This window comes from Rhodobacteraceae bacterium LMO-JJ12 (assembly GCA_021555075.1).
Lineage (GTDB): Bacteria > Pseudomonadota > Alphaproteobacteria > Rhodobacterales > Rhodobacteraceae > JAKGBX01.
Genome location: JAKGBX010000001.1, coordinates 1,279,798 through 1,302,902, shown reverse-complemented (window position 1 = coordinate 1,302,902; position 23,105 = coordinate 1,279,798). Strand labels below are relative to the sequence as shown.

General features: G+C 60.3%; 18 protein-coding genes. 6 read left to right on the top strand and 12 right to left on the bottom strand.

Annotated elements, in window-relative coordinates:
* Positions 1-101 precede the first annotated feature (101 nt).
* The 3 genes from LZG00_06255 to LZG00_06245 all read right to left on the bottom strand — a co-directional run bounded on the left by LZG00_06255 (position 102) and on the right by LZG00_06245 (position 2,002).
* Positions 102-665 carry a fasciclin domain-containing protein gene (locus tag LZG00_06255; protein MCF3593598.1) on the bottom strand — a complete coding sequence of 188 codons (564 nt, stop codon included), beginning with the start codon at positions 663-665 and terminating at the stop codon, positions 102-104.
* A gap of 102 nt (positions 666-767) precedes the next feature.
* Positions 768-1,502 carry an anti-sigma factor gene (locus LZG00_06250; protein ID MCF3593597.1) on the bottom strand — a complete coding sequence of 245 codons (735 nt, stop codon included), beginning with the start codon at positions 1,500-1,502 and terminating at the stop codon, positions 768-770.
* Positions 1,454-2,002 (bottom strand): sigma-70 family RNA polymerase sigma factor, encoded by a 549-nt coding sequence (locus tag LZG00_06245; protein MCF3593596.1) that lies wholly within the window; start codon positions 2,000-2,002, stop codon positions 1,454-1,456. The genes LZG00_06250 and LZG00_06245 overlap by 49 nt, the downstream gene beginning before the upstream one ends.
* 171 nt (positions 2,003-2,173) lie before the next feature.
* Here LZG00_06245 and cobS point away from each other — a divergent pair, with 171 nt between their 5' ends.
* The 4 genes from cobS (at position 2,174) to LZG00_06225 (ending at position 7,803) form a co-directional block, all read left to right on the top strand.
* Positions 2,174-3,160 carry a cobaltochelatase subunit CobS gene (gene cobS / locus LZG00_06240; protein MCF3593595.1) on the top strand — a complete coding sequence of 329 codons (987 nt, stop codon included), beginning with the start codon at positions 2,174-2,176 and terminating at the stop codon, positions 3,158-3,160.
* An 88-nt stretch (positions 3,161-3,248) separates the two neighbouring features.
* Complete coding sequence (gene cobT, locus LZG00_06235; GenBank protein MCF3593594.1) at positions 3,249-5,123, top strand: cobaltochelatase subunit CobT; 1,875 nt, start codon at positions 3,249-3,251, stop codon at positions 5,121-5,123.
* Between the two features lie 279 nt (positions 5,124-5,402).
* A complete protein-coding gene (locus LZG00_06230; protein MCF3593593.1) occupies positions 5,403-7,208 on the top strand; it encodes an aminopeptidase P family protein in 1,806 nt (601 codons plus the stop codon).
* Positions 7,209-7,458: 250 nt separating this feature from the next.
* A complete protein-coding gene (locus LZG00_06225) occupies positions 7,459-7,803 on the top strand; it encodes a DUF427 domain-containing protein (GenBank protein ID MCF3593592.1) in 345 nt (114 codons plus the stop codon).
* Here LZG00_06225 and LZG00_06220 read toward each other — a convergent pair.
* Together LZG00_06220 and LZG00_06215 are read right to left on the bottom strand one after the other, a co-directional pair.
* Positions 7,800-8,495, bottom strand: coding sequence for an NYN domain-containing protein (locus tag LZG00_06220; protein ID MCF3593591.1), 696 nt, complete (start codon positions 8,493-8,495; stop codon positions 7,800-7,802). The genes LZG00_06225 and LZG00_06220 overlap by 4 nt on opposite strands.
* A 108-nt stretch (positions 8,496-8,603) precedes the next feature.
* A complete protein-coding gene (locus LZG00_06215) occupies positions 8,604-10,292 on the bottom strand; it encodes a chloride channel protein (protein MCF3593590.1) in 1,689 nt (562 codons plus the stop codon).
* Positions 10,293-10,395: 103 nt separating this feature from the next.
* Here LZG00_06215 and LZG00_06210 point away from each other — a divergent pair, with 103 nt between their 5' ends.
* Positions 10,396-11,772 (top strand): FAD-binding protein, encoded by a 1,377-nt coding sequence (locus LZG00_06210; GenBank protein MCF3593589.1) that lies wholly within the window; start codon positions 10,396-10,398, stop codon positions 11,770-11,772.
* Positions 11,773-11,855: 83 nt separating this feature from the next.
* Entirely contained in the window at positions 11,856-13,631 is a 1,776-nt protein-coding gene (locus LZG00_06205; GenBank protein ID MCF3593588.1) for a helix-turn-helix transcriptional regulator, read from the top strand.
* 285 nt (positions 13,632-13,916) lie between these two features.
* On the opposite strand, the gene recN is transcribed toward LZG00_06205, so the two are convergent.
* The 7 genes from recN to LZG00_06170 form a co-directional block, all read right to left on the bottom strand.
* Positions 13,917-15,569: a DNA repair protein RecN gene (gene recN / locus LZG00_06200; GenBank protein MCF3593587.1), complete on the bottom strand. Its 1,653-nt coding sequence runs from the start codon at positions 15,567-15,569 to the stop codon at positions 13,917-13,919.
* 46 nt (positions 15,570-15,615) lie between these two features.
* Complete coding sequence (locus LZG00_06195) at positions 15,616-16,470, bottom strand: outer membrane protein assembly factor BamD (GenBank protein ID MCF3593586.1); 855 nt, start codon at positions 16,468-16,470, stop codon at positions 15,616-15,618.
* Between the two features lie 175 nt (positions 16,471-16,645).
* Positions 16,646-17,566 (bottom strand): UDP-3-O-acyl-N-acetylglucosamine deacetylase, encoded by a 921-nt coding sequence (gene lpxC / locus LZG00_06190; protein ID MCF3593585.1) that lies wholly within the window; start codon positions 17,564-17,566, stop codon positions 16,646-16,648.
* Between the two features lie 242 nt (positions 17,567-17,808).
* Entirely contained in the window at positions 17,809-19,476 is a 1,668-nt protein-coding gene (gene ftsZ, locus LZG00_06185; protein ID MCF3593584.1) for a cell division protein FtsZ, read from the bottom strand.
* Positions 19,477-19,872: 396 nt separating this feature from the next.
* Positions 19,873-21,204: a cell division protein FtsA gene (ftsA, locus tag LZG00_06180; GenBank protein MCF3593583.1), complete on the bottom strand. Its 1,332-nt coding sequence runs from the start codon at positions 21,202-21,204 to the stop codon at positions 19,873-19,875.
* A gap of 3 nt (positions 21,205-21,207) precedes the next feature.
* A complete protein-coding gene (locus LZG00_06175; protein ID MCF3593582.1) occupies positions 21,208-22,155 on the bottom strand; it encodes a cell division protein FtsQ/DivIB in 948 nt (315 codons plus the stop codon).
* Positions 22,143-23,057, bottom strand: a complete 915-nt coding sequence (locus tag LZG00_06170) for a D-alanine--D-alanine ligase (GenBank protein MCF3593581.1) — start codon at positions 23,055-23,057, stop codon at positions 22,143-22,145. The genes LZG00_06175 and LZG00_06170 overlap by 13 nt, the downstream gene beginning before the upstream one ends.
* Between the last annotated feature and the right edge of the window lie 48 nt (positions 23,058-23,105).

Sequence of the window (23,105 nt, the reverse complement as noted above, 5' to 3'; positions counted from 1 at the left end):
TCTATGGGCTTGGGTCATAAGTGCTGCACCGCTTGCAATCTTGCAATCACGAGCGGTGCAATTTCTTGTGAGGTGATCCTCTGGTCGAACGCGAAAACCGCTTACATCTTGGGCAGAAGCACCGCGTCGATCACGTGGATCACGCCGTTGGATTGCTTCACATCCGCAATCGTCACCGTCGCCATTCCGCCGTTTTCATCTTCCAGCGTGATCATGTCGCCATCCATCCGCGCCTTCAGCGTGCAACCGCCCACGGTCGGCACATCATGCATGCCGCCATCGTCTGCAATCATGCCAGCAATCGCATCTGACATCGCATCTGCGGCGACCACATGACAGGTCAGAACCTTGCTCAACTGCTCCTTCATCCCCGGCTCAAGCAGCTTTTCAACAGTGCCCTCAGGCAGCTTGGCAAAGGCGGCATTAGTGGGCGCAAACACGGTAAACGGCCCCTCACCCATCAAGGTATCGACCAATCCGGCAGCTTTGACAGCAGCCACAAGCGTGGTGTGATCGGCCGAATTGACCGCATTTTCCACGATGTTTTTCTCAGGCAACATCGGCGCGCCGCCCACCATGGGGTTGCTTGAATGGCTTCCGGCGGTGGCCAGTCCTGCGCTCAGAGCAAGGGCAAGGGCGGTGCTGGCAATTGTGAAACGTGTCATCGTTTTCTCCTGTTCAACTGAGTGTTCAGCCCGGCCTTTCCTGGCCGGGTCACAAGCAGTCACGTTTCCCACGCGACAGGAGTTTCACGATGTTTCAGCGGCTCACGACGACGTGATCAGAGGGGCCGCCGCAAGCACCGCACCGGTCGGGGCACCCGTGGGCGACCCACCTTCCGGCTCGTCCGAGATGGCCAGCGTCCCGCCACTCATTCGCGCCATCAAAGCGTCTGGAATCACCAGCAGCGCCCGTTCGGCTTCGGGCAGAACCCCCAGCGAGACCGGCGGGTTGTCGCCCTCGATCAGCCAAAGCTCAAACGATCTGCCAGACGCCGGACTGCCGACGTGGCGGGTAAGCTGCAACACATTGTCGTCGCGCAAATATCCCGCCGTCAGCCGCAGATCACCGCCCTCGGCTTCCAACACGGCCACCATGTCGGGCACGGGCCCGGTCGGCCCACCCGCATCGCCCAGCCACACCGCCAACATCAAAACCCCAGCCGCCAAAACCGACCCCAGCCCAAGCCAGCGCAGCACCACCCCGCCACCCGCTTTTTTCTTCTCGGGAAAGAGCCGCGCCTCGATCCGCCGATAGGTGCCGCTCGGTGGGGCCACCGGGTCAATATCGTCGCTCAGGCTTACCAGGTTTTCGGCCCAAACCGCATATTCCGCGCGCAAGCCAGGCTCAGCCGCAAGTCGCGCCTCGAACGCGCGTGCCTCAGCCCCGTCCAGCAGACCCAACGCATATTCCGCGGCCCATTGGCGGTCTTCTTCGCGATCTGCCCCGGCGCTCATCGGCTCAGACACTCCCTCAGTTTCAACAGGCTGCGGCGCAGCCATGTTCGCATCGTGTTGAGCGGCACGCCATGTCGCGTGGCCAGCTCTTCATAACTCAACCCATCAAGATAGGCGCCCCGCACGGCCCCCGCACGCGCCGCCTCCAACTCGCCCAGACAGGCGGCAATCTGCGTACGCTCATCCGAAGCAACCGCCAACGCCTCTGGCCCCAGCCCGGGATCAACCATCAACTCCACCGCGTCGCCGTCCGCCTGCGCCTCGCGCCGTTTGCGCTTGCGCAGCCGGTCAATCGACAGATTGCGCGTCACGGTGATCAACCACGTCATCGGGCTCAGACCATTGGCCGCGTATTGGTCGGCCTTGTGCCATATCCGCACAAATGCTTCCTGCAATGCCTCCTCGGCTTCGCCCCTGTCCCTCAAGACACGCAGGGCAACGCCAAAAAGTTTCGCCGAACACGCTTCATAGAGTGCGGCAAAACTTGCCCGGTCCCCCAAAGCGGTGCGGGCCAGCATACCTTCTATCTCATCTCGCGTTGCCATTATGCGCAGGAAAACAGAAAATACGCGTTTCGTCACCGACAATCCCCGTCTACGCCCGGCCCGCCCGCAAAACGCCACAGCGTTACTGCCCTCTTCCCCTTGCCCTTGGCCCGGATTTATTGCACCACGGGCAAAGCTTGGATTGAGACGGCGCGACAAGGATATCGGGACATGGCGGACGGACAAATCGACACAAACGTGAAACCCACCGAAGAACTCTCGGTCCGCGATGTCTTTGGCATCGATTCCGACATGCACATCAAGGGCTTCGCCGAGCGCAGCGAGCGCGTTCCCGATATCGACCCCACCTACAAGTTTGATCGCGATACCACGCTGGCGATCCTTGCGGGCTTTTCCCACAACCGCCGCGTGATGATTCAGGGCTATCACGGCACTGGCAAATCGACCCATATCGAACAGGTCGGCGCGCGGCTCAACTGGCCCACCGTGCGGGTCAATCTTGATAGCCATATCAGCCGGATCGACCTGATCGGCAAAGACGCGATCAAGCTGCGCGATGGCAAACAGGTCACCGAATTTCACGAAGGCATCCTACCTTGGGCACTGCGCAATCCTACTGCAATCGTGTTTGATGAATACGATGCCGGTCGCGCTGACGTGATGTTCGTGATCCAGCGTATCCTCGAACATGACGGCAAGCTGACGCTTCTGGATCAGAACGAAGTGATCACGCCCAACCCCTATTTCCGCCTGTTCGCCACCGCCAACACCGTCGGACTTGGCGACACCACCGGGCTTTATCATGGCGTGCAACAGATCAACCAGGCCCAGATGGACCGCTGGTCGCTGGTGGCAACGCTGAACTATCTCAGCCACGACGCCGAAACCATGATCGTGCTTTCCAAGAACCCGCATTTCAACACCGACAAAGGCCGCAAGCAGATCGGCCAGATGGTTACCGTCGCCGATCTCACCCGCACAGCCTTCATGAATGGTGACCTGTCGACCGTCATGTCGCCCCGCACGGTGATCAACTGGGCGCAAAACGCCGAGATCTTCCGCGATATCGGTTATTCCTTCCGGGTGACATTCCTCAACAAATGCGACGAGCTGGAACGCCAGACCGTGGCCGAATTCTACCAGCGCTGCTTTGACGAGGAACTCCCCGAAAGCGCGGCAAGCGTGAGCTTGGGGTGAGCGTAATACGCTCATCCCGCCTTTGCGCACGGTCCTCACGAGGCAACCCGCGAGGGTCGATGAGCCCCCGGTCAGAGGCACGGACGAGATGAAAAAACCAACCGACAACCCCGCCGACCCGTTCAAGAAGGCGCTGGCCGAAGCCACCAAGGTGATGGCCAACGACCCGGAACTGTCGGTCTCTTATACGGTTGATCCCTCAGGCGTCAGCGGTGACGCAATGCGCCTGCCGCAAGTCTCGCGCCGGGTGACGCGCGAAGAGGTGCTGTTGGCGCGCGGCACTGCAGATGCCCTCGCGCTCAAGCACAAATACAACGACGCACAGACCCACGCCCGCTATGTCCCGCCCGGCGACATGGCCCGCGACATCTACGAGGCGATGGAAACCGCACGCTGCGAAGCCATGGGCGCGCGCGACATGCCCGGCACTGCCGGCAACATCGACGCCAAAATCGCCAATGACACCGCGCGCCTTGGCTTTGATCAGATCACCGACCGGGCCGAGGCTCCGCTGGCCGCTGCTGCTGGCTATCTGGTGCGCAATCTCGCCACCGGGCGCGATCTCCCCGCAGGCGCGCGCAACGTGATGGAGCTGTGGCAGGGTTTTATTGAGGAACAGGCTGGCGGCACTCTGGAAAGCGTAAGAGACAAGCTCGCCGATCAGACCGAATTCGCCCGTTTCGCGCGGCAAGTGATCACCGATCTCGGCTACGGCGATCAACTTGGTGAAGACCCCGACGCCTCAGATGAAGATCAAGACGATCAGGCCGAAGACTCCGAGGAAGAAGAAAACCCCGACGACACCGGTCAGGACGAAAGCGAAGAGCAAACCGGCGAGGCCGACCCTGAGCAAAGCCAGGAAGAACAACAAGACGCCGCCGAAGCCCAGGTTTCGATGGACGATATGGCCGACGAAGAGATGGGCGAAGAGGCTGAAATGCCCGACGGTGAAGCCCCGCTCGACCCGCCGCCGCCCGCACCGATTTCCGACGCCGACCCCGATTACCGCGCCTTCAACACCGAGTTTGACGAGGAGATCGCAGCCGAAGATCTGGCCGAACCCGCCGAACTCGAACGCCTGCGCGCCTATCTCGATCAACAGCTCGACCCGCTCAAAGGGGCCGTGTCTCGGCTCGCCAACAAGCTGCAACGCCGCCTTCAGGCACAGCAAAACCGCAGTTGGGAATTCGACCTCGAAGAAGGCATTCTCGATGCTGGGCGGCTGGCGCGGGTGGTGGCCAACCCGACCACGCCGCTTAGTTTCAAACGCGAGAAAGACATGGAGTTCCGCGACACAGTCGTGACGCTCCTGCTGGACAATTCCGGCTCGATGCGTGGCCGTCCGATTTCGATCGCGGCAATCTGCGCCGATGTTCTGGCCCGCACGCTCGAACGCTGTGACGTAAAGGTCGAAATCCTCGGTTTCACCACACGCGCCTGGAAAGGCGGTCAAAGCCGCGAAAAATGGCTCAATGAGGGGCGCCCGCAACAGCCCGGTCGTCTCAATGATCTGCGCCACATCGTCTATAAACGCGCCGACGCACCCTGGCGGCGCACCCGGCCCAATCTCGGGCTGATGATGAAAGAAGGGTTGTTGAAAGAGAATATCGACGGCGAGGCGCTGGAATGGGCGCACCGGCGCATGGGGCAGCGCCCCGAGGCACGCAAGATCCTGATGGTGATTTCTGACGGCGCCCCGGTCGACGATTCTACCCTGTCGGTGAATCCGGCCAATTACCTTGAAAAACACCTGCGCGACGTCATCGCGATGATCGAAAAGCGCAAAGCTGTCGAGCTTCTGGCGATTGGCATCGGTCATGACGTGACGCGCTATTACGACCGCGCCGTAACGATCACCGATGTCGAGCAATTGGCCGGCGCGATGACCGAACAATTGGCCGCACTGTTTGATACCGACCCGCGCTCTCGCGCCCGGATGGTTGGAATTCGCAAGGCAAGCTAAGCTGTCGCGCGACCAAACGCCTGTCTGAAAGCACATCACACGCACTCTGGCGGCGCCCATGAAGAAAGCAGCGCTTTGCGCATCTCCACCGTGAAAAGCTGGCGCCTTGCGTTTCATCGTTCCAATAATACTCAAACCCTGACCTGGCCTCCTGCGCGAACGGCAAGGATCTCGCGCTTCCATCCCCCCACACAATGACGCACACACCTGTGGAAGCGCTTTCCACTTGCACGCACCACATGTTCACGTTTCCATACCGTGACCATCCAAGGAGTTTTCATGTTTCAGAGTTTCAAAGACACCGCCCGCCCGGATCAGGCCGCGCCCCGGCTGAAACTCTTGCGCGCGGAAATCGCGCGGGAAGGGTTGGCCGGTTTTCTCATTCCGCGCGCCGATGCACATCAAGGCGAATACGTTGCCCCGCATGACGACCGTCTGAGTTGGGCCACCGGGTTTACCGGCTCCGCCGGGTTCTGCGCCGCGCTGGCTGAGATCGCCGGTGTTTTCGTCGACGGCCGATATCGCACACAAGTCAAGCGTCAGGTCGATCTCGCCCATTTCACGCCAGTTGATTGGCCTGAAACAAAGCTCGGCGATTGGTTGGTTGCGCAGCTGCCCCAAGGCGGCAACATCGGTTTTGATCCCTGGCTGCACACACCTGATGAGATCGAAACCCTTGAAAACACCTGCACACCGCACGCAATCGGTCTGAAACCCACTGACAATCTGGTTGATCGGATCTGGCCCGATCAACCAGCACCGCCCCTCGGAGAAATCACGCCCTACCCGGTCGAGCTGGCGGGTGAAACCCATGGCGCCAAACGTGCGCGCCTAGGCGAAACCCTGCGCAAGGCGGGGCATTCTGTCGCCGTGCTCACCCTGCCCGACAGCATCGCCTGGCTCTTGAACATTCGCGGCTCGGATATCGCGCGCAACCCGGTGCCCCACAGCTTTGCCATCCTGCGCGACAATGGTCACGTGGCGCTGTTTGTCGATCCGGCCAAGATCAGCGACAGCCTGCGCGCCCATCTTGGCCCCGAAGTGCGCCTGCGTCCGCCCTCGGCCTTTCTGCCCGCACTGCATTCTCTCACCGGCACCGTTCGGCTCGATCCCAAAACCGCCCCTGTCGCGGTTTTATACGCGCTGCGCGAAGCAGGCCGCGACCATGCTTTCGACGATGATCCTTGCGTGCTTCCCAAAGCCTGCAAAACCCGCGCCGAAATCGCCGCAACCCAGACTGCGCATTTGCGCGATGGCGCTGCCATGGTCGAATTTCTCACCTGGTTTCATGCCCAAGCCCCCGGCACCCTCACTGAAATTGACGTGGTCACAGCGCTCGAAGGGTTTCGCCGCGCCACCAACGCGCTTCTCGACATCTCGTTCGATACCATCGCCGGCACTGGCCCCAACGGCGCCGTGATGCACTATCGGGTGAGCGAAAACTCCAACACCCGGCTCGAAGATGGCCAGTTGATCGTTGTCGACAGTGGCGGGCAATACATCGACGGCACCACCGATATCACCCGCACGCTTCCGATTGGTCAACCCGGCGACGAAGAACGCCGCGCTTTCACCCGCGTGCTCAAGGGCATGATCGCGGTTTCGCGCGCGCGGTTTCCAAAGGGGATTGCGGGGCGCGATCTCGATTCGCTGGCGCGCTACAATCTCTGGCTCGCAGGGCAGGATTTCGACCATGGCACCGGCCACGGCGTCGGCGTCTATCTCTGCGTTCACGAAGGGCCACAGCGGATTTCGCGCATGTCCCACGTGCCCCTGAAACCCGGCATGATCTTGTCAAACGAACCCGGCTACTACCGGCCAGACGCCTTTGGTATTCGCATCGAAAACCTGATCGTGGTTGAGAAGGCCACCGCCCTTCCATCTGCCGACCCCGAGCGCGAGATGTATCAGTTCCTCACGCTGACCTTCGTTCCGATCGACCGTCGCCTAATCATCCCCGCGATGCTGGACACAGACGAGATCAACTGGCTCAACCGCTATCATGCCGCCTGCCGCGATCATCTGGCGGCCAAAGTGTCCGAGCCCGCACGGACCTGGCTCGAATCGGCAACGCAACCGCTCTGAACGCCGCCCGCAGATTGCCACGAACCTACCTCGCGTCGCGCGGCATGTGACCCCTGTTCAACCGCGCCAGTCCATGACACAAGTCCACCTCATCCCGGCGCTTAAGCGTTTCGGGGTTCAGTTTGGATCGCACTTTGCGAGCGAAATGCGCATATATTTCATTTTGTGCTTGGTTTTAGGTGTCGCCGTGTTTCAAAAATACGCGTAACGCCTCGAAATGGGCATCCACGACTTGGGAAGGAAGAAGACTATGGCACCAAAAATCACCATCACCCGCGCGCCGGGTAAATGGGTTGTGCGTGCCGGGGGCGCTGTTCTGGGTGAAACCAAGGCGGCTCTGGAGCTGACCGAGGGTGATTATCCCCCCGTGATCTATTTTCCCCGCGCTGATATCGCCATGGCTTTTCTCGACACCAGCGACCATGCCAGCCATTGCCCATGGAAGGGCGATGCCAGCTATTTCTCGATCATCACCAAGTCGAAAACCATTGAAAACGCCGCCTGGAGCTATGAAGCGCCCAACGAAGACGTGGCGCGGATCAAGGACCATCTGGCGTTTTATCCCAGCGAAGAAGTGGCCGTGGAGCTGGTCTAGGGATTGGCACCAATCCAACGTACCCTGGCGTTAGGGCCTTTCGGATCACAGGCATAAAGCGCTGGTCTGTTCAGCAGGTAGGCGCGCCATGTTTTGTCTGGCGTGGTGCTGATCCTGAAACCATCGACGCGTATCAAGGCATTCAAACGACTAATAGGAAGCCCGTTATTGTTCCCTTCGGTCAATATCGCACCCCGCACCCATTGATCCATCTTGGAAAGCGACTGCGGCTTTGGAGCGGGTGCTGGCGATTCCACTTTCTTCAATTCGATAAACCGACTGCACGCCGCGCGAAATCCAGCGGGCGTCTTGGCTTCTCCGATTCCGATCACCTGTAAATGTCGCTCGCGCAGATAATAGGCCAGATGGCTGTAATCGCCATCAGAGGTAACGATCACAAAACTGCCAATCCCCCCTTCATGCGATAGATGCACCGCGTCGATACAAAGGCGCAAATCGGCGGAATTCTTGCTCGTATGCGTATGCACCATGCGAAATCCAGGCGTTTCGCACCACGCGCCAAGCAATTGCTCATTTCCGTAAACCCGGCGCACCGCCGCCTTTTCGGCCCCGCCTACGCCGCGCAAAACCTCTGCCGCCGGTCCGGTATTCACATTCTCGCCATCAACCAGAACCGCCACACCTGACCTGATCCTGTTCGACTGGCCCACCTCAACATCAATTCGACTCATATCACGCACTGAATTTTTCTTCGCTCAGCCGAGCCAACCAACACTTCATGGCATCAATATGGAACGCCCGTGAAACATCTGAGAAAACCGAAGGGGCTACACGCTGCTTTACGAATGCTCTTCCGCCGCCGTCGCCGCCAATGCCCGGTTATAGGCCACCAGAGCATCAACATGCGCCAACGCCCCCCAAAGGTCGGGCGGCGTTTCCTCGCCCGTGATGTTGAGCACCGGCAAGAACGGCGCCCCGGTGCGATCGAATTTCGGCATCGCATCCGCCAGCGTTGCATTGGCTTCCACATAGTTGCCCGCCTGTACCATCTCCCACAGCGCGCTTTCGTCGGGGATGCCTGCATCATCCACAGGTTTCATCAGACTGGTAACCCGGAACATCCCCAACAGATAGGATTGCGGCCCGGCGGCCAGATGCACGCGTCGTCGCTCCAGTTGCATGAGGAAGAATGACCCGTCCACCAATTGCGACGCCAGGGTGGTCGACATGCTGACCGCGACCATCACGGCCAGCCCGGTCTGCCAATCCCCCGTCATTTCAAACACGATCAGCGTGGTCGAGATCGGCGCGCCCAATACAGCAGCGGCCACCGCCCCCATCCCGGCCAGCGCATAAAGCGTGTGCGAGCCTGACACTTCGGGGAAAATCCCGGTCGCGATCAGGCCAAAGGCCAACCCGGTCAGCGCCCCCACCATCAGCGAGGGCGAAAACATGCCGCCCCCCATACGGCCCGCCATGGTGATGCACACAGCCAAAACCTTGAGAATCGTGAACACCACCGCTTCATGCAACACCAACTCACCAGTGAGCGCGGCACTTGTCGTCTCATATCCCACGCCGATGATATGCGGATAAAACACCGCCAAACCGCCCAGCATGACACCGCTTACAGCCGGGCGCAGCCATCTCGGCAAACGCACCCACGCCTGAACCTCGCTGGCGAAATCCTCGGCCAGAAATATCCCACGCATCAGCGCCGCAGCGACCAACCCACAGACCAACCCGAGAATAAGATAGGCAGGTAGCTCCGCGTAGAATTCCAGAGCGGTGGAAACGGGCAAAGTAAACTCGGTCACATCGCCAAAAGCCAACCGGTTGATCACGGTGCCCGCAACGCTGGCAATCACGATCGGCGCAAACGCCCGCACCGCGAAATGCCGCAGCACCACCTCCAACGCAAACAGCGCGCCGGCAATCGGTGCGTTGAACGAGGCTGAAACCGCCGCCGCCACGGCACAGCCCAAAAGATCACGCCCTGTAATCCCGTTTGCATGGATCCGCTCGCTCACCCATGAGGAAATCAGGCTGGCCATATGCACCACCGGCCCTTCGCGCCCGGTCGAACCACCCGTGCCCAGCGTGATCAGCGAAGACAAGGTCGAAGCAACACCGGCGCGCATTTCGACACGCCCCTGATAGATTGCAGCCCCCTCGATCACATCCGAAACGGTGCGAACCCGGCCATCATCGGTAAAGAAATGCAGGATCAGCCCGACAACAAGCCCGCCTACCGCCGGGATCACAACAATCCAATACCACGGCAACGTCTCGGCAAAGCTGTGCAACCGGTTCACATTCGGCGTGCCATAAACCCAGGCCTGAAGCGCGTCGATTCCCTTGCGAAAAAACAGCGAAGCAAAGCCCGCAGCGATCCCGATAAGCAAAGCCAGGAACCAGAATTGCACCTGGCTCGGCCCCTTTTCGCGTAGCACACCCAACCCTTTAGCAAGCTGCACCCAACCCGAAGCTGCCTTTCGTCGCAGAAATAGCCACACCGTCTGCTTCATGCCGACCAATTGCCTCGGATTTTAGTCAAAATGAAAACACCTCCTCTTCCCCAGACCCGCCGCTTGCCCTAGAGTTTGCAACAGGCATCCACCGGGGGGAACGATGCGCATCCAAGACGCATTAGACGATTTGTCAACATTACTAGGCCAACGATTGAGCCGCTCCAAGCCCGATCTCGAACAGCATGGCCGTTCGGAGACCTGGTTTCCAATGGCGCCGCCCGATGCGGTGGCCTACCCGGAGTCGACGCTTGAGGTTTCCGAGCTGGTGAAAATCTGTGCGCGCCACCGCGTTCCTGTGGTCGGCTGGGGCACGGGCACCTCTCTCGAAGGTCAGTCTCAGGCGATTTCTGGCGGCGTGGTGGTCGATTTTTCGCGCATGAACAAACTGCTCGATCTGCGTCAGGGCGACATGGATGTCGCGGTGCAGCCCGGTCTCACCCGCGAGGGCCTGAATGACGAGCTGCGCGCCACCGGCCTGTTCTTCCCGGTCGATCCCGGCGCCAACGCCTCGCTCGGGGGCATGGCAATGACCCGCGCCTCGGGCACCACGGCGGTGCGCTATGGCACCATGCGCGACAATGTTCTGGGGTTCGAGGCGGTGCTGGCCGACGGTCGCATCATCCGCACCGGAAGCCGCGCGCGCAAATCCTCCGCCGGCTATGATCTCACCGCCCTTCTGGTCGGCTCCGAAGGCACCCTTGCCCTAGTCACCGAACTGACGCTGAAACTTCATGGTCAGCCCGAAGCGATCACCGCCGCGATCTGCGCGTTCGATACGGTCGACGACGCCGTGCGCGCCGTGATCGACACGATCCAGATGGGCCTGTCGATGGCCCGGATCGAACTTCTCGATGCCGAAACGGTGCGCGCTTTCAATGCCTATGCCGGGGCCGAAATGCCAAATGCCCCGCATCTGATGGTCGAATTCCACGGCTCAACCTCCGGCGTCGAGGAGATGGCCGAGACCTTCGGCGCAATCATTGCCGACCATAATGGCCACGGCTTTGACTGGGCCACACGCCCCGAAGATCGCAATGCCCTCTGGACCATGCGCCACAACGGCGCCTATGCGATCTTTGGTGCGCGACCCGGCTGGAAATCTCTGGTCACGGATGTCTGCGTGCCGATTTCGCGGCTGGCCGATGCGATCAACGAAACTGCCGCCGATCTTGCCGATTCCGGGCTCTATGGCCCCATCCTCGGGCATGTCGGGGATGGCAATTTTCACTCGGTCATCATGTTCGACCCCGCCGACCCGGACGCTCTCAAGCGTGTCAAAGCCGCCTCTAACCGCATGGTCGAACGCGGCCTTGCGATGGGTGGCACCGCCACCGGCGAACACGGCATCGGCATTGGCAAGCTCGACTATATGGCGCTTGAACATGGCGATGCCTGGGGGGTGATGGGGGCCATCAAACAAGCCCTTGATCCTGACAATATCATGAACCCCGGCAAACTGGTACCGCCGCAAAACTGACCACTTAACGCTTGTCTTCACTTGCTCCGCGCAACCCCACGCCGGTAACTTGACCGGCGGGTCAAAAACCACGACACTGCATTATGAATGTCAAATCCCCACCCGGGAAGAAGGGCCAAGGCAATCCGAACCTCCTCGCGCAGGAAGTGATTGACCGCCTCTATGAAGTTGCCATTGATCCCGCACGTTATGAAGAACTGCTCGATCAATGGGAAAACATGATCAGCCCCTATCGGCGGGCTCAGGGGGTCGACACACCCATCGCCCTCACTGCGATTGATTTCGAAACCCATTTTCGCCGTGCCTCCAAGGTGCTCGACGGTCTCAACACCGCTGCCCACGATGACGGCACGCCTGAATTCATGGTCGCGCAATTTGACAACGCCGCCAGTTTCACGATCCGCCGCGATCTCACGATCGGCGCCGTCAACCCGCCCGCTACAGGCGCGCTTGGCCTTGCCTCCGGCGCGCCTCTCTCGGCTCTGCCGCTCGAAACCGAGGATTGCGAGGCGCTGGCAGAACAGATCACGCGTCTTTTCGATTCAAACCGCAACGATCCGCTGCTATTTCGCGCCCGCCTCAAGAGCAACCCGCGATTGATCCTGATGCAACTTCGCCTGCTGCGCCCCGAAAACAAGCCACCTTTCGTCATCTCGGTCACGTCCGAGCTGACCTGGCCCGCCGGGTTCGAGAGTTTTCTTGCTTCCGGCTTCAACCTGACGAAGGCCGAAATAGAAGTGCTGCGCGCCCTTTCGGAATGCCACAGTGTCAGCGATATCGCACGGATGCGTGGGCGCACTGTCGACACCGTGCGCGCCCAGCTCAAATCGGTAATGTCCAAGACCGAAACCCGCAGTCAGGCCGAGCTCATCCGCTTGACCCTCTCGACAATGGACATCGCCAATTTCACCCAGGCCACCGCCGCCCCCATTTCCGGCGAAAGCAAGGGGTTCAAAACGCTGGCGCCCCGCCCATTCCACACCCTCAGCCTGCCCGATGGCCGCCGCTTCGACTATCTCGTGCTGGGCGATCCCACCGGGCGTCCCTGCCTTTTCGGCCCACAGGATTACGGCCTCACCCGCTGGCCCGCGTCGGCCGAACGCGAAGCCTTGCGACGCAAGATCAAGGTGATCGTCCCGGTGCGCCCAGGCTTCGGCCAATCCACCCCCCTGCCGCGTGGTACTCTGCTTAGCAAAACCATCATTGAAGACTACGCCCACCTGCTCGATCATCTTGGTGTCGCCGCCTGCCCATTCCTCAGCATGGGGGGTGACTTTTACTTCTCGGCTCATTTCCATGATCGTTACCCCGAACGCGTCACCGCAATGATCGCCTGTGCAGGCATCCTGCCGATCTCGCGCCCCGAACAATACGAGCGGATGCACAAATGGCATCGCTTTATCCTGGCCGGCGCTCACTATACGCCGCATCTGCTACCCTTCATGGTCAAGGCCGGATTCGCCCTCGCCCGAAAGCTGGGCAAGCGCCGATTTCTCCAAGCTGTCTATGGCGACAGCCCCGCTGATGTTGAAACATTCGACATGCCAGAGGTGTTCGAGGCCATGGCGGTCGGCTCAGAGGTCAGCCTATCAAAAGATCACACCGCCCACGCCACTTTCGCCGCCGAAGTAACCGAGCAGGAAACCACCGACTGGAGCGGCCCGGTTCGCCGAATTGAAGGGCGCTGCCCGGTTATTTTCTTCAATGGCCTGCAAGATCCGCAGACCCCGTCAGAGACGCTGTACGAGTTTCAAGAGGATTACCCCTGGGTTGAGTTCATTGTTCACGACGACGCAGGCCAGTTGATCTTTTTCAAGAAATGGCGCGATGTTATTGATGTAATGGAGAAATTTCTCTGAAAATCTCTGCCCTACCACAAATGGGGTATGACAGGATGACGCAACAATGGCACTCTGAGTCGCATAGTATTTCAATCGCCTTCGGGCCAGAGGTCATATTTCTAAGGGCATCTACAGGGTTTTCCTCGGGGGGTGCGACATAAACCGGACGCGAAAGCGGATGGAAATTAACCAGGCCCCGCATCGGCCCTGCCGCGTTATATTAGCGGTATCCGGTGCGGGGTCGTTTCTTGTTTGAAGAGACGTTTCTTGTCCAAAGGCGCGGCATTCGACCCGCCAACGGACCTAGCCCATCAGCCGTTCTGCCGCCGCGCGCGCCTCTTGCGTGATGACATCGCCCGACAGCATCCTGGCGATTTCATCAACCCGCGCCTGCGAATCAAGCGGCACCACCGTCGAGAGCGTAACTCCGTCCGACACCCGCTTTTCCACCCGCCAATGATGCCCGGCCAATGCGGCAACCTGCGGCGAATGGGTCACGACCAGAACCTGCGCCCCGTCAGCCAACGCAGCCAGCCTGCGCCCCACCGCATCTGCCGTCGCCCCACCAACACCCCGGTCGATTTCATCAAAGATCATCGTCGCGCCCGGATTACGCTCTGACAAGCTTGCCTTCAGCGCTAGAAGAAACCGGCTCAACTCCCCGCCTGAAGCGATCTTGCCCAGCGGTCCGGCTGGCGCGCCCGGATTGGTGGCCACGGTGAACTGCACCGTGTCGACCCCCTCGGGGCCGGGCGCCGCCTCCTCCATCAATGTGGTGAAAACCGCCCGTTCCATTTTCAACGGCGCCAACTCACGCATCACCGCCGCATCAAGATTTACCGCCGCCTCCAGGCGCCGCCCACGAAGCGCCTGCGCCGCATTCTCATACGCTGCCTCTGCCGCCTTCGCCGCCTTCTTCAGCGCGGCCAAATCCGCATCGCCCTGATCAAGCGCCTCCAGCCGCCCGCGCAACGCCTCGGCAAACTCGCCCAATGCATCAGGCTGCACATCATGCTTACGCGCCAGCCCGCGAATGGCAAAAAGCCGCTCCTCACAGGCCTCCAGCGCATGTGGCTCGAAATCCAATGCCTCCAGAGCGCGCGAGATACCGTCTCCCGCTTCCGCCAATTCATTCAGCGCCCGCCCCAACGCCTCAAGTGGCGCATCCAGCAACCCGTCCAGATCCCCTGTCACCTGCTCAAGCCAACGCATCGCATCGCCTGTCGTCGACTCGGCTCCGCCATCAGAGGCCACCAGCGCCGAAAGCGCCTTGGTGATATCCTCGCGCGTCCGCTCGGCCGCCTGCATCCGACGGCGCGCCGCGTCCAGTTCGGCGTCCTCTCCCGGTTGCGGATCAAGCACATCCAACTCGTCCACCGCATGGCGCAGATAATCTTCCTCCGCCCGCATCCTGGCCAGCTCGGTTTCGGCCTTCTCAAGCAATTTCAGAGCCTTGGACCGCTCAGACCAGAGCTTGCTTAGCGCCTCCAAGTCACCTTCCACACCTGCAAAACTATCCAAAAGCGCGCGATGTCCACGCGGATTAAGCAGTCCTCGATCATCATGCTGGCCGTGCAATTCCACCAACACATCTGACAATTGCCGCAGAATTTCACCCGAACAGCGCCGATCATTGACCCAAGCGGTCTTGCGCCCGTCGCGCCCATTGACCCGTCGCAGGATCAATTCTGAACCACCCGGTAATCCGGCCTCCTCCAGAACACCATGCGCGGCATGACCTTCCGGCAACGCGAATTCGGCAATCACCTCGCCCTGTTCGGCGCCCGCACGCACCAATTCGGCGCGCCCACGCCAGCCCAGAACAAACCCCAGCGAGTCGAGCAGTATCGATTTCCCCGCCCCGGTCTCCCCGGTCAACACGTTGAGACCCGGCTGGAACTCCAGCTCCAACCGATCAATGATCAACATGTCGTGTATTTCAAGGCTGCGCAGCATCAGATCGCCTCGTAAGGTGGGCTATTTGCCCACCAACCCCCATAGGCTACAACCACTGCCCCTTGATCATCTGGCGATAGACCTTCCGCAACCAGTTGTCGCCAAAAGCTTTCATCTCAAGCCCCTGTCCGGTCAACAGTTTGTAGCTGTCCTCATACCATTCGGTGCCGCGGAAGTTATGGCCCAGAATCGCCCCGGCGGTTTGCGCCTCGTCAGTCAGCCCCAGAGACAGATAGGCCTCAACCAACCGATGCAGCGCTTCGGCCGTGTGGGTCGTGGTCTGGAAGTCTTCTACCACCACGCGGAATCGGTTGATCGCCGCAGGATAGTGATCGCGGCGCAGATAATAGCGCCCGATTTCCATTTCCTTGGCCGCCAGATGGTCAAAGGCCAGATCGAATTTCAAAACTGCCGAACGGGCATATTCGCTGTCGGGATAGCGTTCGATTACAACGCGAAGCGCCTGAAGCGCCTGAAAGGTCAAACCCTGATCGCGGCCCACTTCGTCAATCTGGTCGTAATAGCTCAGCGCCAGCAGGTATTGCGCATAAGCGGCATCATCATCCGTCGGATAAAATTCGATATAGCGCTGCGCACTGGCGCGGCTATTCTCGTAATCCTTGTCCTGATGGAAGGCATAGGCCTGCATGATCAGACTGCGCTTGGCCCAATCAGAATAGGGATAAAGCCGCTCCACCTCACCAAAGTAATGCGCCGCCTCTCCGGACTGACGCCGGTTCAGTTCGTATTCACCACGTTCATAAATCTGTTCGGCTGTAAAACTTTCGATCGGAACATCGCCACGGCGCACCGCGTCGGCTGTTCCTCCACAGCCCGACAACAGCACCGTTGTTGCCAGAGCCGCGCTCAGCACACTTGCCCGGATTCCGCCGCCTGTCATGCCCGATCTTACCCTTCGTTAGACCAAACTCAGGGCTGCCCGCCCTCTTTGACACTGCCTTAGCACAGAAAATTCCGGTGCAAAACGTCTTTGACGCCCAAAGACGCTTTCTATTTGCCCATGTCCTTCATTTCCCCGGGAAATCCCGCGTCACTCTCATCGAAACTGTGTTGGCTCAGGCCACTGCGGTCAATTCGTCCAGATGCACCCCGGCCCCCGGCAACTGCGCCGAAATCTCGGCATCGCACACGATCATGCGGAACGCGCCCGGTGTCTGCATCAGCTTGTGCAACAGGTCATTGGTCAGTGCATGACCGGCACGGTGCCCAGTATAGGCCCCGATAATCGGCGCCCCAGCCAGCGCCAGATCGCCCAGCGCATCAAGCATCTTGTGACGCACCGCTTCGTCGCTATGGCGCAATCCACCCGGCGACAGAACTTCCTCGCCATCTACGACCACAGCATTTTCCAGCGTTCCCCCCAGAGCCAGCCCCTGCGCGCGCATCGCATCGACATCGGCCTGACGGCAGAAAGTGCGGCTATCGCAGAGTTCGCGCACGAACGATCCGTTGGACATGTTCAGCACCTTGCGCTGCGTCCCGATGGCCGCGTCATCAAACTCGATGGAAAAATCAATCGTCAGGGTTTCGCTCGGCTCAAGCCGGGCCCAGGCATCGCCGTTGCGCACTTCAACAGCTTGCAGGATTTCGATTGCCCGCACCGGCGCGTTCAACTGCACGATCCCACGCGACAGGATCCCACGCACAAACGCCGCTGCACTGCCATCAAGGATCGGCACTTCCGGCCCGTCAATTTCAATTAGCGCATTATAGACACCGCACCCCGCCAAGGCCGCCATCACGTGTTCGATTGTGGAAACACTGACACCCTGCGCATTTTCGATCCGGGTGCAAAGCGGCGTCTGATTGACAACATTCCAGCGCGCCGGAACCAACCGGTCACCCAGATGAATATCGCTTCGCTTGAACCAGATGCCATGCTCAGCCGAGGCCGGGTGAATCACCAAGCGCGCGGGTTTGCCGGAATGCAGCCCCACACCTTGAAATGCCACCGCTGATTTGATCGTCGTCTGCACTCTGCACCTCGGTCTGCACAGGAATTCTCCTGCTGTTACCGCAGACAATAATATATGGCCCCTCGCGTCTCAATTCACGCTTTGCAACGGCCTTGTAATGTTTGGCTTTTGCCCGGCGGTTTACCGCCACGTCACCCCGTAAACCCCTGTAAAACAAGAAAAGCCCACCAGGAGCGGCGGGCTTTCTTGTGTATTATGTGCTCGCGTTCGCAGGCACCTTACAGGCAGTTTTCCGCCCGCAGTCAGTTGGCCTGACGGCGCAGGAAGGCGGGAATTTCAATCCGCTCCTGTTCGGCTTCCTCTGCCGGATTGGGCGCTTGCTGCACCCGCGGCTGGGCCGATTGTGTCGGTTGCTGAACGCGCGGCTGGGCCTGAACTTGCGGCTGCTGGCGCGCCTGCGGCTGCTGTTCGGTGCCATGTCCGGTCATCCGGTTGATAAGCGAATTGATGCCAAAGCGCGGCTTTTCAGCCTCCTGCCCTTGCCGCGCCTGCGGTTGCGGTGCGGCTGCTTGCGGCTGCTGCTCGACCCTGCGTGCTCCCGGTGTGTTTTGCACTGCGGCTCTCAGACGGGCCATGGCATCGGGGCTCGGTGTTCCCGGTGCCGGGGCGGTCGGCGCGACAAACTCTTCCGGATCGGCATCGATTGCATCTGTTTGCGGCTGGAACGCCGCCACCTGCGGGCGATATGCCGGGGCCGGAAGACCGTCTTCGTCCTCATATTCCTCCGCAGCAGTGTCATCGGCAAAGATATCGTCCATCTGCTCTTCAGCAGCAGCATTCTGGCTGTCAAAATCGCTGAACAGCTCTGGCTCATGGGTGCTGGCGGCAACCATCGGTTCGGCCTCTTCCTGCACCCGCTCTTCCGCTTCTTCTTCTACAGAAACCGTCTGTTTCAGCGGCTGGGCAAGCGAACGGCGCGGCACCGGAATATCCAGGTTCACGTCGCGTGCGTCGATGCCGGTGGCCACAACGCTGACCCGCATTGCGCCTTCCATATCGGTGTCGAGCGTCGAACCCACGATGATGTTGGCGTCCGCGTCCACTTCTTCGCGGATGCGGTTGGCCGCTTCGTCCAGCTCAAACAGCGTCAGATCATGCCCGCCGGTGATGTTGATCAACACACCCTTGGCACCTTTCAGGCTGATTTCATCCAGAAGCGGGTTGGCAATCGCCTTCTCCGCGGCCTGCGTCGCGCGATCTTCGCCCGTCGCTTCGCCCGTGCCCATCATCGCCTTGCCCATTTCATCCATCACGGCGCGCACGTCGGCAAAGTCGAGGTTAATCAAGCCGGGGCGCACCATCAGATCGGTCACACCCTTCACACCTTGATAAAGCACATCATCGGCCAGGCTGAACGCCTCGGTGAAGGTGGTTTTTTCATTAGCCAGACGGAACAGGTTCTGGTTAGGAATGATGATCAGCGTATCAACGACCTTTTGCAGCGCCTCAACACCGTCCTCGGCCTGCTTCATCCGCTTGGCGCCCTCAAACTGGAACGGCTTGGTGACAACACCCACCGTCAGAACACCCAATTCGCGTGCCGCCTGCGCAATGATCGGCGCAGCACCCGTCCCGGTGCCCCCGCCCATGCCCGCAGTGATAAAGCACATATGTGCGCCCGCGAGGTGATCAACGATCTGCTCGATGCTCTCCTCCGCAGCGGCCGCCCCGATCGTCGCCTTGGCCCCGGCACCCAAACCTTCGGTCACCTTGATGCCCATTTGAATGCGGCTGCTAGAGTGGCTCTGCTGAAGCGCCTGCGCATCTGTGTTGGCAACAACAAACTCGACCCCGTCGAGCTGTTTTGCGATCATGTTGTTAACCGCATTACCGCCAGCGCCGCCCACGCCGAAAACGGTGATACGGGGCTTCAACTCTTCATGTCCGGGCATGGTGAGGTTCAATGTCATGGGTGCTGTCCGCCTGATGTCTGACCCCCGCATGTGAGCGGGATTTTCTGCCTTATCCCTCCATTCTTAACGAATGAAGGTCAAAACGTCACCCAAAAAACACGCCTAAACCACAAAATATGGGGGTATTTTCGCCTCATTCACGCGGTATTTCGCCGATTTGACCAGATGTTGCGGATTTTGCACAGCTACGCACAACAAGAGATTCGCCCCGCGCGCAACAGCCTCGCGCGGTTCACTTCATTTCTTCAAATCGGGGTCTCTGCTCGACCCTCGGCACCATGTCTTCTGCATGGCTGACGACATCCTAACACCGTCGCGCGCGGCTGTCATCTGGCAACGCAGCGAAATCTTTCGATTTTTCGGGTTTGTTCGGGCGCAAGACGCGCGCCCGCCTTACCAGTTGTCCTTGAACCACTTAACCGCCCGTTTCAACGACCGTGCGGGATAGCGATCAACCGGCAACTCAAAGTCCCACCATTCATCCTGTGGATGCGCGGCAAACAGACACATCCCCACTGCCGACGCAAAACCCGGCCCGGTCGCCGCCTGCGGCAAGCCGTGGACGCGCAAAGGCCGCCCCAGCCGAACCTGTTGGCCGAGAATTTTCGACGCAAGCCCATCAAGCCCCGGAATCTGGCTTCCGCCCCCGGTCAGAACAATCTGCTGGCTGGGAAGATGCTCGAACCCGGCGGCATCCAGTCGCGCACGCACTTCTTCCAGGATTTCTTCCACCCGTGGCCGCATGATCCCGATCAACTCGGCACGGCTCACCTTGCGCCGGTCATGTTCCCAATCGCCGGTATCGCTTTCCAACTCGATCATCTCGCGATCATCCATGCCAGTCGCAACCACGCCGCCGTAGAACGTCTTGATCCGCTCGGCCAGGGTAAGCGGTACCTGCAAACCCATCGAAATATCGCCGGTTACATGCTCGCCACCCATGCGCACCGCATCGGAATAGATCATGTGCTTGCGCATGAAGATCGAAATACCCGTCGAGCCGCCGCCCATATCAATACAGGCCGCCCCCAACTCCTGCTCGTCCTCGACCAACGCGGCAACCCCTGACACATAGGCAGACGAGGCAATCCCGGCCAGCTCCAGATCACAGCGGCGCACACAATGCGCCAGATCCTGCACCGCCGCCGCTCCGACCGTGACCATATGCATGTCCGTTGCCAGACGCGCGCCCATATGCCCGCGTGGATCATTCAGCCCGCTGCGATGATCCAGCGCGAAATTCACCGGCTGGGCATGCAAGACCTCGCGCCCGGCTCCATAGTCGGGCACATCGCAGGCGCTCAGCACCCGGCTGATATCCTGTTCGGTCACGACCGTGCCTTCCAGATCGACCTCACCGGCCAGCCCGTAAGAACGCGGCTCAGCGCCCGAGAAACACGCGATCACATGATCCACCCGCACCTGCGCCATCTTCTGCGCCGCCTGCACTGCTGTGCGAATGGCACGCTCGGTTTCGCTCATCACGTCGATCTCGCCAAAGCGCACCCCGCGCGAGCGTGTCGTCGCCGCCCCGATCACCCGGAACCCGGCCTGCCCGGCCAGCGACCCGACCTCGCCACCGACCGTTGGGTCGGCACCGTCAAAGCGCAGCACCAAACAGGCAATCTTGGAACTGCCCACATCCAGAATAGCCACCACACCGCGTTGCATCGCAGCCTTGCGCATATGACGCATCGCCCGCTGGGATTCATAAAGCTCGATCATGTCTCAGTTCGCTCCCACCGTTAATTCCCTGATTTTCCACCAGTTTTCGACCGCCTCAGCGTCAAGCCGTATGGTCGGCCGCTGCGCCAGCCTCATGTCCACTGCCACAAGGTCACGCGCCAGCATATCCTGCGCCGCGCTCAGCGCGATTACCCGCTCCAACGCCTGCACCGGTTTTTTCTCGGGCAGCATGATGCGCTGATCGCGATCCAAAACCAGATCCCAACGCCGCTCACCTATCCGCACCAACCCGCGCACCCGATCCGTCAAAGGGGCCGCTGCCGCAAAGATCTGCAACGCCTCTTCAATCTGCACCTGCGCGCCCTCGCCCGCAATCAAAGGCAACTCAGCGCGCGCGCTGCGCCCCTCAACCGGACCCAGCAAAACCCCGTCGCGATCGACCAACGCCAGCCCGGCTTCCGTACGCCAAAGCGCCACCGGTTGGCGCTCAACCACATCGATCTGCAAAATTCCACCGTTGCGGATGCGCACGCTGGCGCTCTTCACCGCAGCCAGCCCGACAACATCGGCGCGGATCTGCTCAAGGTCCAGATCAAAGGACGACACAGGAAAGCTCACCGGCACGGTTTTCCGGATATCCTCATTCACATCACCGCTCACCCCGTCCACCGCCATCAGGTTGACCATGAATTCGGGGCGGGTGTGAATTTCCTCGCGCAACCCGGAAATCGTCATGGCAACCGCGTCGCGTCGCTCAGGGTCCGAGAAATAGATCAACCCCGCCGCCAACGCGGCCGTAAACGGCAGCCCCACCCGCACCAGCTTGCGAAACGCCGGAGTCAGCCAAAGCCGATGCAGCCGATAGGCCCAACGGCTCGGCGCCGGGTCTCCCTTTGGCAGTACCTTGGCGTGTGTTTTGGACTGCGAGATAGCCAACGGTGCCGTCTGCCCCTCGTCCCCCGGCATTGGTCGCGCACTCAGCGATTGCATGACGCATCCTCCACCAACCAGGCGCAGAGCGCGGGGAAATCAATACCGCAATGCGCCGCTTGTTCAGGCGCCAGCGATGTCGGCGTCATGCCAGGCTGGGTGTTGGTTTCAAGCAGGATCAGCCCATCAAGCCCGCGCGTCTCGTCCCAACGGAAATCCGTCCGGCTCAACCCACGACAGCCCAGCGCGTCATGCGCGCGCACCGCGTAATCAAGACAGGCGTCAAAAATCTCGCCCGGCACATCAGCAGGCACCACATGGCGCGACCCGCCGGTCGCGTATTTCGCGTGATAGTCATACCAGCCATCAGTAATGATATCCGTCACCGAAAGCGCACGATCCCCCATCACCGAGGTGGTCAGTTCGCGCCCCGGCGCATAGGTTTCCACCATCAAGACCTCCGGCAGATCCGGCGCAAGGCACGGCGGCCCATTGGCGGCCTCCTTGACAATATAGACCCCGACGCTCGACCCCTCGTTATAGGGCTTCACCACATAGGGCGGCGCCATCACATGGCGCGCTTCGATCTCGTCGCGCGACGCCAGAACACTTTCCACAAAGGGCAGACCAGCTGCGGTATAGGCCTCTTTGGTCTTCTGTTTGTCCATCGCCAACGCCGATGAAAGCACACCCGAATGCGTATAAGGAATCTTCATCCATTCCAGCAGGCCCTGCACACAACCATCTTCGCCCCAGCGTCCATGCAACGCATTAAAGACCACATCCGGCGCAACGCGGTGCAGGTCTGCGGCCAAATCCTTGCCGGCATCTATTTCGACGACGTCATACCCCGCCGTGCGCAACGCCTTGGCGCATTCCACCCCCGAGCTAAGCGATACCTCGCGCTCGGCCGAAAAGCCGCCCTTCAACACTGCCACCTTGGGGGTTGTCCTGCCCGACATACCCTATCTCACCGCCTCAAAATCACCGGGCCTTGTCTGTGGCCCTTT